Source organism: Nocardia sp. NPDC050630, assembly GCF_044457245.1.
Classification (GTDB): domain Bacteria; phylum Actinomycetota; class Actinomycetes; order Mycobacteriales; family Mycobacteriaceae; genus Nocardia.
On the sequence record NZ_JBITGN010000003.1, the window covers coordinates 545545 to 556873 of the forward strand.

At 63.6% G+C, this 11329-nt stretch carries 12 protein-coding genes; all 12 read left to right on the forward strand.

From position 1 onward, the window contains the following. The first annotated feature begins 4 nt into the window (after positions 1 to 4). Entirely contained in the window at positions 5 to 463 is a 459-nt protein-coding gene (locus ACIBG0_RS12685; RefSeq protein ID WP_397032022.1) for a hypothetical protein, read from the forward strand. Positions 464 to 708: 245 nt separating this feature from the next. Next, on the forward strand, positions 709 to 1557 hold the full coding sequence (gene atpB / locus ACIBG0_RS12690) for a F0F1 ATP synthase subunit A (protein ID WP_397031954.1): 849 nt from the start codon (positions 709 to 711) through the stop codon (positions 1555 to 1557). 72 nt (positions 1558 to 1629) lie between these two features. Next, positions 1630 to 1878: an ATP synthase F0 subunit C gene (locus tag ACIBG0_RS12695; RefSeq protein WP_040687112.1), complete on the forward strand. Its 249-nt coding sequence runs from the start codon at positions 1630 to 1632 to the stop codon at positions 1876 to 1878. Between the two features lie 7 nt (positions 1879 to 1885). Continuing rightward, on the forward strand, positions 1886 to 2446 hold the full coding sequence (locus ACIBG0_RS12700) for a F0F1 ATP synthase subunit B (RefSeq protein WP_397031956.1): 561 nt from the start codon (positions 1886 to 1888) through the stop codon (positions 2444 to 2446). A 19-nt stretch (positions 2447 to 2465) separates the two neighbouring features. Then, positions 2466 to 3272, forward strand: coding sequence for a F0F1 ATP synthase subunit delta (locus tag ACIBG0_RS12705; RefSeq protein WP_397031958.1), 807 nt, complete (start codon positions 2466 to 2468; stop codon positions 3270 to 3272). Positions 3273 to 3322: 50 nt separating this feature from the next. Continuing rightward, the gene (gene atpA, locus ACIBG0_RS12710; protein WP_397031960.1) at positions 3323 to 4960 is read left to right on the forward strand and encodes a F0F1 ATP synthase subunit alpha; all 1638 of its coding nucleotides are present in this window, start codon (positions 3323 to 3325) and stop codon (positions 4958 to 4960) included. Positions 4961 to 5091: 131 nt separating this feature from the next. Then, complete coding sequence (locus tag ACIBG0_RS12715; RefSeq protein ID WP_397031962.1) at positions 5092 to 6063, forward strand: F0F1 ATP synthase subunit gamma; 972 nt, start codon at positions 5092 to 5094, stop codon at positions 6061 to 6063. Between the two features lie 96 nt (positions 6064 to 6159). After that, entirely contained in the window at positions 6160 to 7602 is a 1443-nt protein-coding gene (gene atpD / locus ACIBG0_RS12720; RefSeq protein WP_397031964.1) for a F0F1 ATP synthase subunit beta, read from the forward strand. Between the two features lie 5 nt (positions 7603 to 7607). Continuing rightward, entirely contained in the window at positions 7608 to 7982 is a 375-nt protein-coding gene (locus ACIBG0_RS12725; RefSeq protein ID WP_040687139.1) for a F0F1 ATP synthase subunit epsilon, read from the forward strand. 276 nt (positions 7983 to 8258) lie between these two features. After that, entirely contained in the window at positions 8259 to 8681 is a 423-nt protein-coding gene (locus ACIBG0_RS12730) for a DUF2550 domain-containing protein (RefSeq protein WP_040687141.1), read from the forward strand. A gap of 160 nt (positions 8682 to 8841) precedes the next feature. Beyond that, entirely contained in the window at positions 8842 to 9423 is a 582-nt protein-coding gene (locus ACIBG0_RS12735) for a cob(I)yrinic acid a,c-diamide adenosyltransferase (RefSeq protein WP_397031965.1), read from the forward strand. 151 nt (positions 9424 to 9574) lie between these two features. Then, positions 9575 to 10834: a UDP-N-acetylglucosamine 1-carboxyvinyltransferase gene (gene murA / locus ACIBG0_RS12740; protein ID WP_397031967.1), complete on the forward strand. Its 1260-nt coding sequence runs from the start codon at positions 9575 to 9577 to the stop codon at positions 10832 to 10834. Positions 10835 to 11329: the final 495 nt, after the last annotated feature.

Sequence of the window (11329 nt, forward strand, 5' to 3'; positions counted from 1 at the left end):
TTGGATTGTGAGTCTCACTAACCCCGTCCCCGGTCCCGACGCCCCGCTGAAGGCGGCGCTGCGCTACGGCGTGATCGGTTTGGCCGTGTTGGTGGTGGTTTCGGTGGCCATCGCCTCGGCCGTGGCGGGCCTGTCCGGACTCTGGGGCGCGCTGATCGGCGCGGCCATCGGCGGCGGTTTCATTCTCACCACGGCGGCCGTAGTGCTGTTCGGCACGAAGCTGCCGCCGAGTACCGCGGGCCTGGTCATGCTGGTGAGTTGGGTGGGCAAGCTGCTCGTCGCGATGATCGTGATCGCGGTGCTGCAGCGGTTCGACTTCTACGATCGGATGGCACTGTTCCTGACCGTGGTCGGTTCCTTGCTCATCGTGCTCGGCGCGGAGACGTATGGCGTTCTGCGGCAGAAGGTTCCGTATGTAAACGTACCGACCGGTGAGTCCGATTTGCCCTCTGCGCAGCAATAATCGCCCCCACCTACACGCTGTCGTAGATAACTTGGTAAAGTGTTGGTAAGCAAGCGACCAAGCAGTAGGGGGGATCACCGAGATCCTGCCAGCTGCCGCTATGCTAACTGCCGTGCCGGGCTCCGAGGGGTTCCGGTTCTGCATGTCGACGAATGTCGCCGACACTACGTACAGACGCCCATGCGGATTGCCGCACAGCTGCTGACGAATTTTCGAGCCGACCTAGTCGACCCAATTGATCGTCAATGTCCGATCGAACCGCGGGAATGACCGTACCCGCGGCCCGAACACGGGAGAGAACGCTGAGCGTCACCACTTTGGCGGGCGAGTTCCACGCGCCATCGCTGTCCGACTTCTTCCCTCCAGCAGTGCTGTTCGAGGGTACGCCGTTCGAACTCGACCGTTTGATGCTGATCCGGCTGTTGATGACCGCCGTGCTGGTGCTCGTCATGGTGCTGGCATTCCGCAATCCTCGCATCGTCCCGCGCGGTCTGCAGAACATCACCGAAACCGGTTTGGTGTTCGTCAAGGATCAGATCTGTGACGAGGTGCTCGGCAAGGAATCCGGTCGCAAGTACTTCCCATTGATCGCGACGATCTTCTTCGCGGTTCTCTTTCTCAACTTCTCCGGCATCATTCCGGGGCTGAACATCTCGTCGAACGCCCGAATCGGCATGCCGCTGGTGCTGGCCCTCATCGCGTACCTCGCGTTCAACTTCGTGGGTATCAAGAAGTACGGGTTCGTCACCTACATGCGCAGCAGCATCGTCGTTCCGAATGTTCCGCCCGCATTGCACGTGTTGCTGATTCCGATCGAGTTCGTCTCGACATTCATCCTGCGTCCGTTCACGCTGACCGTCCGACTCATGGCGAATATGCTGGCCGGCCACATCATGCTGGTGCTGTTCTTCAGCGCCACCTGGTTCTTCCTCTTCGACGCCGCAGCCTGGATGAAGGTGTTCTCGCCGTTCTCGCTGCTGGCCGGACTCGGGTTCACGCTGTTCGAAATGCTGGTCATCTTCCTGCAGGCCTACGTTTTCGCCCTGTTGACCGCCGTTTACATCGGACTCGCACAGCACGCCGATTCGCACTGACCGAACAAATACCGGATAGCTGCTACACCACGCCGACCGGCGGGTGAGCAAAAGAAAGGGAATGGAAGACTCATGAGCCTCGCGTACCTGGCCCAGGAAGCCGCGACCACGTCGGAGAAGTTCAAGGGCTTCGGCGCCATCGGCTACGGCCTGGCCGCCATCGGCCCGGGCATCGGCGTAGGCATCGTCGTCGGTAAGGCCATCGAGGGTATTGCCCGTCAGCCTGAGCTGCAGGGCACCATCCGCACCAACATGTTCCTCGGTATCGCGTTCACCGAGGCCCTCGCCCTGATCGGCCTTGTGGCCGGCTTCATCTTCTGAGATTGCTATGAGCACGCTTTCTTTGCTTGCGGCGGAGACAGGGGAGGACATCAATCCCCTCATCCCCGAGACCTACGACATCGTCTGGTCGGTGGTCTGCATTGCGATCGTCGGCGTCGTTTTCTACAAGTACGTCATCCCGCGCCTCATAAAGGTGTTGGATGAACGTGCGGACAAGATCGAGGGTGGAATCCAGCGGGCCGAGGCCGCGCAGGAAGAAGCCCAGCTGACGCTGCAGCGGTACCAGCAGCAGTTGGCCGACGCCCGGCTCGAGGCCGCGCGCATCCGTGAGGATGCACGCACCCAGGGCCAGCAGATCCTCGCGCAGATGCGCGCGGAAGCACAGGCCGAAAGCGACCGCATCGTCGCTGCCGGTCACAGCCAGCTGGAAGCTCAGCGCCAGCAGATCCTGACCGAGCTGCGCGCCGAAGTCGGCAAAACTGCCGTCGATTTGGCCGAAAAGATTATCGGGCAGTCGGTTTCGGACGAAGCTAAGCAAGCGGCCTCGATCGACCGGTTCCTGTCCGAACTCGATCAGTCGGAAGCCGGCATCGGGGTCGGAAGGTAGCGACGCGAAAGTGAGAAGCATGTACGCAGCGAGCCGCGAGGCAAGCTCCCGGGCACGGGAGGCACTTCGGGCCGCTCTGACCGGAAGCGACAGTGTTGCGGCCACGACGGGGTCGGAACTGTTCGCCGTTGTCGCCGTGCTGGACGACCAGCGTTCGCTGCGTGTTGCGCTCGCGGACGTGTCGGTGCCCGGCTCGGTGCGCGCCGAACTCAGCGAGCGGGTCTTCAGCGGCAAGGTCAGCCCCGCCACCCTGGCGGTGCTGACCACCGCGGTGGCCCAGAACTGGTCGCGCACCGCGGATTTGGTCGACACCCTGGTGTTGCTCGGCCAGGAGGCGTTGCTGGAGTCCGCCGCCGACAGCGGACGACTCGGGGCGGTCGAGGACGAATTGTTCCGGCTCGGTCGGATCATCGGCGACAATCCCGAGCTGGAGCAGGCACTTTCGGATCGTGCGAAGCCCGCCGCGGCCAAGCGCGAACTGATCGACCGGCTGCTCGCGGGCAAGACCGAGACCATCACCCAGACCCTGGCGGATCAGGTGGTCACCCGGGCGACGAATATCGGCGGCGCGTTCGGCGAGCTGTCCGATCTCGCGGCCGCGCGGCGCGATCAGATCGTCGCGCATGTGCGTGCCGCGGTCGCGTTGACCGACCAGCAACGTGACCATCTCGGGGCGTCGTTGCAGCGCATCTACGGCAAGCCGGTCACGGTGCACGTGCAGGTCGATTCGAGTCTGCTGACCGGCGTCGTGGTGCGGGTCGGCGACGACCTGATCGACGGCAGCGCCACCGGCCGCTTGGAACGGCTGCGTCGGGCTCTGGCCTGACGACCCACCACCCCCCGACATTCAGACCAGACAGCGAGAGCAGGAAGACTATGGCGGAGCTGACGATCTCCACCGATGAGATCCGTAGCGCGATCGAGAGCTACACCCAGAGCTACACCCCGGAAACCTCCATCGAAGAAGTCGGTGTCGTCACCGACACCAGCGACGGCATCGCGCACGTCAGCGGCCTGCCCTCGGCGATGGCCAATGAATTGCTCGAGTTCCCCGGCGGTGTGCTCGGCGTCGCGCTGAACCTCGAGGACCGCGAGATCGGTGCGGTCATCCTCGGCGAGTTCGCGGAAATCGAAGAGGGCCAGCAGGTTCGCCGCACCGGCGACGTGCTCTCGGTCCCCGTCGGTGACAAGTTCCTCGGCCGCGTGGTCAACCCGCTCGGCCAGCCGATCGACGGCCTCGGCGAGATCGAGTCCGAAGAGCAGCGTGTGCTGGAGCTGCAGGCCGCGTCCGTGCTGCAGCGTCAGCCGGTCGAGGAGCCGCTGGCCACCGGTATCACCGCCATCGACGCACTGACCGCCATCGGTCGTGGTCAGCGTCAGCTGATCATCGGCGACCGCAAGACCGGTAAGACCGCGGTCTGCATCGACGCGATCCTGGCGCAGAAGGCGAACTGGGAGACCGGCGACCCGAAGAAGCAGGTTCGCTGCATCTATGTCGCGATCGGCCAGAAGGGTTCCACCATCGCGGGCGTGAAGACCGCGCTGGAATCGCACGGTGCGATGGAGTACACCACCATCGTCGCGGCCCCCGCTTCCGACTCGGCCGGCTTCAAATGGCTTGCGCCCTACACCGGTTCGGCGATCGGGCAGCACTGGATGTACCAGGGCAAGCACGTCCTGATCGTGTTCGACGACCTGACCAAGCAGGCCGAGGCCTACCGCGCCATCTCGCTGCTGCTGCGTCGCCCGCCGGGCCGCGAGGCGTACCCGGGTGACGTCTTCTACCTGCACTCGCGTCTGCTGGAGCGTTGCGCGAAGCTGTCCGACGAGATGGGCGCTGGCTCGATGACGGGTCTGCCGATCATCGAGACCAAGGCCAACGACATCTCGGCGTTCATCCCGACCAATGTCATCTCCATCACCGACGGCCAGGTCTTCCTCGAGTCCGACCTGTTCAACAAGGGTGTCCGTCCGGCGATCAACGTCGGTACCTCGGTCTCCCGTGTCGGTGGTGCCGCCCAGACCAAGGGCATGAAGAAGGTCGCCGGTTCGCTGCGTCTGGAAATGGCGCAGTACCGCGAGCTGGAGGCGTTCTCCGCCTTCGCCTCCGACCTCGACGCCGCCTCGCTGGCACAGCTGGAACGCGGTGCCCGCTGGGTCGAGCTGCTCAAGCAGGACCAGTACTCGCCGGTTCCGGTGGAGGACCAGATCGTCTCCATCTTCCTGGTCGATGCCGGCTACTTCGACTCGGTCCCGGTTGCCGACATCCGTCGCTTCAACGCCGAACTGCTCGAGGATCTGCACCGCAGCGCGGCCGACGCCTTCAAGTCGATCGAGGGCGGCAAGGTCCTCGACAACGAGAACGGCGATGCCATCAAGGCAGCCACCGACAAGTTCAAGCAGGGCTTCCTCGCTTCCGACGGCTCGCGCGTCGTGAACGAGGCCGCCGCTGGTGAGCTCGATCACGAAGAGGTCGAATCGCTGTCGGTGACCCGCAAGCACGTCGAGAAGTAATCGAGCACGCTGATGCGCTATTCGATCCGCAGCATGAGCGACGGGCACGGAGGCGGTAGCTTGCGTGACCGCGCAGTGCCCCGGGAATGCTGCAATCCGGTACAGGCGAATGAAGGGAGTGTGAACCGCTGATGGCAAGTTTGCGTGAATTGCGCTCCCGCATTCGTGGTGTGAGTTCGATCAAGAAGATCACCAAGGCCCAGGAGCTGATCGCGACTTCGCGAATCTCCAAGGCTCAGGCCAGGGTTGCGGCCGCGAAGCCGTTCGCCGAGGAGATCACCAAGGTCCTCGGTGAACTGGCGAGTGCGTCGACGAGTCTGTCGCACCCGCTGCTGACCGAGCGCGCCAATCCGCGCCGGGCCGCCGTCCTGGTGATCACCAGTGACAGCGGCATGTGCGGTGGCTATAACTCCAATGTGCTCAAGCGGGCCGAGGAGCTCATGGTCACCCTGCGTGGCGAGGGCAAGGAGCCGGTGCTGTACGTGATGGGCAATAAAGGCCTTACGTACTACACCTTCCGCAACCGGCCCGTAGTCAGCGCGTGGACCGGATTCTCCCAGCAGCCGAAGTACAGCGATGCCACAGCCGCATGCCACCACCTGGTGGACGCGTTCATGGCAGGCTCCGAGGCTGAGATTCCGGCTCCGAACGGGGTGGGCAATATCGAGGGCGTCGACGAGTTGCACATCGTGTACACCCGTTTCGTCTCGATGCTGACCCAGACCCCCGAGGTTCGTCGCCTGGCGCCGATACAGGTCAGCTATGTCGACGAAGACTACGACATGGGTGAGGACAGCTTCACCGACTCGCCGACCGCGGAACTCACCGCGCAGTACGAGTTCGAGCCCGATGCAGATGTGCTGTTGGCGGCGCTGCTGCCCAAGTACATCAACACCCGCATCTACTCATCGTTGCTCGAGGCAGCGGCATCCGAGTCCGCGGCTCGGCGCACCGCAATGAAGGCAGCCACCGACAACGCCAACGATCTGGCCAATGTGCTCACCCGGCAGGCGAATTCGGTGCGGCAGGCCCAGATCACGCAGGAAATCAGCGAAATCGTCGGCGGCGTGAACGCGCTGGCTTCGAGCTCGGACCGCGACTAAAGGCTGCCCGCGGCCTGAGGTCAGGGCCTGGAGGCGGAAGCGCAGCGTAACCACGGAGGGCCCCCGAAGGCCGCGAATAGGACACGGAAGAGAAAAATGACCGCAGCAGTCACACAAGAGAGCCGGACCGGCGCGAAAACAGGTCGCGTCGTCCGCGTCATCGGCCCCGTCGTGGACGTCGAGTTCCCGCGGGGTTCCATCCCCGAGCTGTTCAATGCTCTGCACGCCGAGATCACTCTGACCTCGGTGGCCAAGACCCTGACCCTCGAGGTCGCCCAGCACCTCGGTGACAACATCGTTCGCACCATCTCGATGCAGCCGACCGACGGTCTGGTCCGTGGCGCAACCGTCACCGACACCGGCAAGCCGATTTCGGTGCCCGTCGGTGACGTCGTCAAGGGCCACGTTTTCAATGCCCTCGGCGACTGCCTCGACGCGCCGGGTACCGGTCGCGACGGCGAGCAGTGGGGCATCCACCGCAAGCCTCCGTCATTCGACCAGCTCGAGGGTAAGACCGAGATCCTGGAAACGGGCATCAAGGTCATCGACCTGCTGACCCCGTACGTGAAGGGCGGCAAGATCGGTCTGTTCGGTGGTGCCGGTGTCGGCAAGACCGTTCTGATCCAGGAAATGATCACGCGTATCGCGCGTGAGTTCTCCGGCACCTCGGTATTCGCCGGCGTCGGTGAGCGCACCCGTGAGGGCACCGACCTGCACCTGGAAATGGAAGAGATGGGCGTCCTCCAGGACACCGCCCTCGTCTTCGGTCAGATGGACGAGCCGCCGGGCACGCGTATGCGCGTCGCCCTCTCGGCCCTGACCATGGCCGAGTACTTCCGCGACGTGCAGCACCAGGACGTGCTGCTGTTCATCGACAACATCTTCCGGTTCACTCAGGCCGGTTCCGAGGTGTCGACCCTGCTCGGCCGCATGCCCTCGGCGGTCGGTTACCAGCCGACGCTGGCCGACGAGATGGGTGAGCTGCAGGAGCGCATCACCTCGACCCGTGGTCGGTCCATTACCTCGCTGCAGGCCATCTACGTGCCCGCCGACGACTACACCGACCCGGCCCCGGCGACCACCTTCGCCCACCTCGATGCGACGACCGAGCTCTCCCGCCCGATCTCGCAGAAGGGCATCTACCCGGCCGTCGACCCGCTGACCTCGACCTCCCGCATCCTGGAGGCCTCGATCGTCGGTGCGGAGCACTTCCGGGTCGCCAACGAGGTCAAGCGGATCCTGCAGAAGTACAAGGAACTGCAGGACATCATCGCCATCCTCGGTATGGACGAGCTCTCCGAAGAGGACAAGGTCCTCGTCGGCCGGGCCCGCCGTCTGGAGAAGTTCCTCGGCCAGAACTTCATCGTGGCCGAGAAGTTCACCGGCCAGCCGGGTTCGGTGGTGCCGCTGACCGACACCATCGAGGCGTTCGACCGCGTCTGCAAGGGCGAGTTCGACCACTTCCCGGAGCAGGCGTTCAATTCCTGCGGTGGTCTCGACGACGTCGAGGCGGCCGCGAAGAAGATCGCCGGAAAGTAGCACCCATGGCGGAGATGTCAGTTGATCTGGTCGCCGTCGAACGTCTGCTCTGGTCCGGCCAGGCGACGTTCGTCAGCGCGCAGACCACCGAAGGTCAGATCGGCATCATGGCGGGTCACGAGCCGCTGCTCGGTCAGCTCGTCGAGGGCGGGATCGTGAGCATCGTGCCCACCGAAGGTGAGCGGATCACCGCTGCGGTGCACGGTGGGTTCTTCTCGGTAACCGCGACCTCGGTCCGGGTGCTGGCCGAATCCGCGGAATTCGCCGATGAGATCGACGTCGAGGCAGCCCGTCGTGTGCTGGCCGACGCCGATGCCTCGGAAGAAGCCAAGATCGCGGCCCAGGGCCAGGTGCGCGCGGTCGAAGAGGCGAAGGCCTAGTACCGCACCAGGATTGGGTACGACCCGATAGCACGGCGCTGTCGGCGGCGAATGTAATCGCCGCCGACAGCGCCGTTTCCGGCTTCGAACGTTCAAAGACAAGGCCCCGCCATTTGTAAACTCGGTGCCGTGGTTGAATGGCCGGACGCGGTGTGAGCATCAGGTCCGGAGGCAGTAGCCTGCGGGGGCCACGAAGGGCCTGCGAACACCGCCGATCGAATGCCGTGTCGTCGACACGGCGGCTGAACGAAGGGACGAACGGCATTGCAGACCGGGATGGTTCTCCTGATCATTCTGGTACTCACGCTCGTTCTCTTGGCGTTGGCCTCCACCTACCGGCTGATCATGTTGCGTCGCGGCGGCACCGCAGCGATTCTCCGGGTGCTGCCCGCACGCGGCGGCCAGGGGTGGCGGCACGGCCTGATTCGATATGACGAGGATCGCCTCGTCTTCTACAAACTATCCAGTCTGAAACTCGGTCCCGATTCCACCATTCGACGCCAGGGCATCGAGATCGGTGATCGGCGCGGCCCGCGTGGCGACGAATACGACATCATGACCGACGAGATCGCGGTAACCGCGGTTTCCGATAACGACGGCAATTACGAATTGGCCCTGGACCGCGGCTCACTGGCAGCCTTCCTCTCCTGGGTCGAATCTCGCCCCTCGGATCGCACCCGTCGGCTGCCCGGACTCTAGGCTCGTCCGCCTCCCCGAACCTTTAGGCGCCAGACTCAGTCGCGGCAACTGTGGCGTTTTGCGGGCGGCGGTAGGGCTGTGGGCAACTCAGCCCGTCCCCGACGAGTTACCCATGTACTTACCAAATCAGTTGTGGCGTGTGTAGCGATAGGGTGGGCGTGTGAGTGTGCATCTGACGCGGATCTATACGCGGACCGGCGACGATGGGACGACTGGTCTCAGCGATTTCTCGCGGGTGGCCAAGACCGATCCGCGGCTGGTCGCTTATGCCGACTGTGACGAAACGAATGCCGCCATCGGTGTGGCCGTCGCGCTCGGTGACCCGGCCCCGGAGTTGCTGAAGGTATTGCGCCAAGTGCAGAACGATCTGTTCGATGCGGGCGCGGATCTCTCCACCCCGGTGGTCCCGGAGCCGAAGTATCCGCCGCTGCGAATCACCCAGCCGTATATCGATCGCCTCGAAGCCTGGTGCGATGAGTTCAATGCCGAACTGCCCGCGCTGAATTCGTTCATTCTGCCCGGTGGCACACCGCTGGCCGCCTTGCTTCACACGGCCCGCACGGTGGCGCGGCGAGCGGAGCGTTCGGCATGGTCGGCGGTGCAGGCGCACCCGGACGATACGAATATCCTTCCGGCGAAATACCTGAACCGCCTCTCCGACCTGCTGTTCATCCTCAGCCGTGTCGCCAACCCGGGCGGTGACGTGTTGTGGAAGCCTGGTGGCGAACAAGGTGGTTCGTGAACCGTCCGATCCGCACCGACACACGCAAAAAGTTGCTGGAGAACCTGAAATGTGTCCCAGCTACCTGGATATAACCCCGGCACTGCTACCACCGGCCCGCAACGCAACTATCCTTTGCACCAACAGTGCGCCGAATACGCGGAGAGGCGGCATGGAACGGTTTTTGGTTACTGGCGGGAATCGACTCGTCGGTGAGGTCGCGGTCGGGGGTGCGAAGAACAGCGTCCTCAAGCTGATGGCGGCTGCATTGCTGGCCGAAGGCACGACCACCATTACGAACTGCCCGGACATCCTCGATGTGCCGTTGATGGGTGATGTGCTGCGCGGCCTCGGCTGCGACGTCGCAATCGACGGGTCGGTCGTCACGATCAATACGCCCGCCGAACCCAAGTACCACGCGGATTTTCCGGCGGTGACACAGTTCCGCGCTTCGGTCTGTGTGCTCGGTCCGCTGATGGCGCGGTGTAAGCGAGCCGTTGTCGCGCTGCCCGGCGGTGACGCGATCGGCTCGCGGCCGTTGGATATGCATCAGGCGGGTCTGCGTCTGCTCGGCGCGACCAGCGAAATCGAGCACGGTTGTGTGGTCGCGCGGGCGGACGAACTGCAGGGCGCGCGGATCCGGCTGGACTTTCCTTCGGTGGGCGCGACCGAGAACATCCTCATGGCGGCCGTGCTGGCCGAGGGGGAGACGGTCATCGATAACGCGGCCCGTGAACCCGACATCGTCGATCTGTGCAACATGCTCGTTCGGATGGGGGCGCGGATCAGTGGTGCGGGCACGTCGGTGCTCACCATTCAGGGGGTCGAGCGCCTCGCACCGACTACGCACCAGGTGATCGGTGACCGGATCGTCGCCGCCACCTGGGGGATCGCTGCGGTGATGACCATGGGAGATGTCCGGGTCACCGGTGTCAACCCCAAGCACCTGTCCCTCGTGCTGGACAAGCTGCGCTCCGCTGGTGCGCGCATTTCGTTCGAACCGGACGGTTTCCGGGTGATCCAGGCCGATCGGCCGCGCGCGGTGAATTTCTCGACTCTGCCTTTCCCCGGATTCCCGACCGATCTGCAGCCGATGGCCATCGGCCTGGCGGCGATTGCGGACGGCACATCGATGATCACCGAGAACATCTTCGAGGCGCGCTTCCGTTTCGTGGAGGAGATGATCCGGCTCGGCGCCGACGCACGGACCGATGGACATCATGCGGTGGTGCGCGGAATTCCGCGCCTGTCCAGCGCGCCGGTGTGGTCGTCGGATATTCGGGCCGGCGCCGGGTTGGTACTTGCCGGTCTGGTTGCCGATGGCACCACTGAGGTGCACGACGTCTTCCATATCGACCGCGGCTATCCGAATTTCGTCGAGCAGCTGCAGGCGTTGGGCGGTCAGGTGGAGCGAGTCGGCGCCGCGGATTGATCATGTGAACGCAAGGCGTCGATGTGCTCGCGCCGAAAAGCGTTCCTGACCAGGCGATTTGACATCGTGCACACCGACACGTAACTTTATTCGAGTCAGAGCGACACGGACACCGACCCGGGGCCCACGCGCTGAGCCGAAAGGCTGAGCGAAGGACCAGGGAAACGAGGTAGGACGTTGAGCGCCTGGCGATCACACTAGCTCGAACGAGACCCCGATTTTGAATCGGGTTCGCAGCTGAGCTAAGCTTGATAAGTTGCCTCACCGATCGACCGGGGTTGAACCCGTTAGATGGTGTGTGCGTGTGTTCTTTGAGAACTCAATAGTGTGTCGATGAATGTCAGTGCCAAATATTTTTTGGTTCCGATTCTATTCATACCCCCGTGTGGGTGGGTCGGATATTTTTGTCAGCAAATACTTTTTGCTGGTGTTTTGTTTTGCCATGGTTTTCGGACTCTGGTTAATTCTTCTGATTGCGCCCTTTTGGGGTGTGGT

Bases quoted from the DNA above. Each gene is read 5' to 3' on its own strand.
- atpA (WP_397031960.1), top strand. From the start codon at position 3,323: ATGGCGGAGCTGACGATCTCCACCGATGAGATCCGTAGCGCGATCGAG.
- murA (WP_397031967.1), top strand. From the start codon at position 9,575: ATGGAACGGTTTTTGGTTACTGGCGGGAATCGACTCGTCGGTGAGGTC.
- ACIBG0_RS12715 (WP_397031962.1), top strand. From the start codon at position 5,092: ATGGCAAGTTTGCGTGAATTGCGCTCCCGCATTCGTGGTGTGAGTTCG.
- atpB (WP_397031954.1), top strand. From the start codon at position 709: ATGTCCGATCGAACCGCGGGAATGACCGTACCCGCGGCCCGAACACGG.
- ACIBG0_RS12700 (WP_397031956.1), top strand. From the start codon at position 1,886: ATGAGCACGCTTTCTTTGCTTGCGGCGGAGACAGGGGAGGACATCAAT.
- ACIBG0_RS12705 (WP_397031958.1), top strand. From the start codon at position 2,466: ATGTACGCAGCGAGCCGCGAGGCAAGCTCCCGGGCACGGGAGGCACTT.
- atpD (WP_397031964.1), top strand. From the start codon at position 6,160: ATGACCGCAGCAGTCACACAAGAGAGCCGGACCGGCGCGAAAACAGGT.
- ACIBG0_RS12695 (WP_040687112.1), top strand. From the start codon at position 1,630: ATGAGCCTCGCGTACCTGGCCCAGGAAGCCGCGACCACGTCGGAGAAG.
- ACIBG0_RS12725 (WP_040687139.1), top strand. From the start codon at position 7,608: ATGGCGGAGATGTCAGTTGATCTGGTCGCCGTCGAACGTCTGCTCTGG.
- ACIBG0_RS12730 (WP_040687141.1), top strand. From the start codon at position 8,259: ATGGTTCTCCTGATCATTCTGGTACTCACGCTCGTTCTCTTGGCGTTG.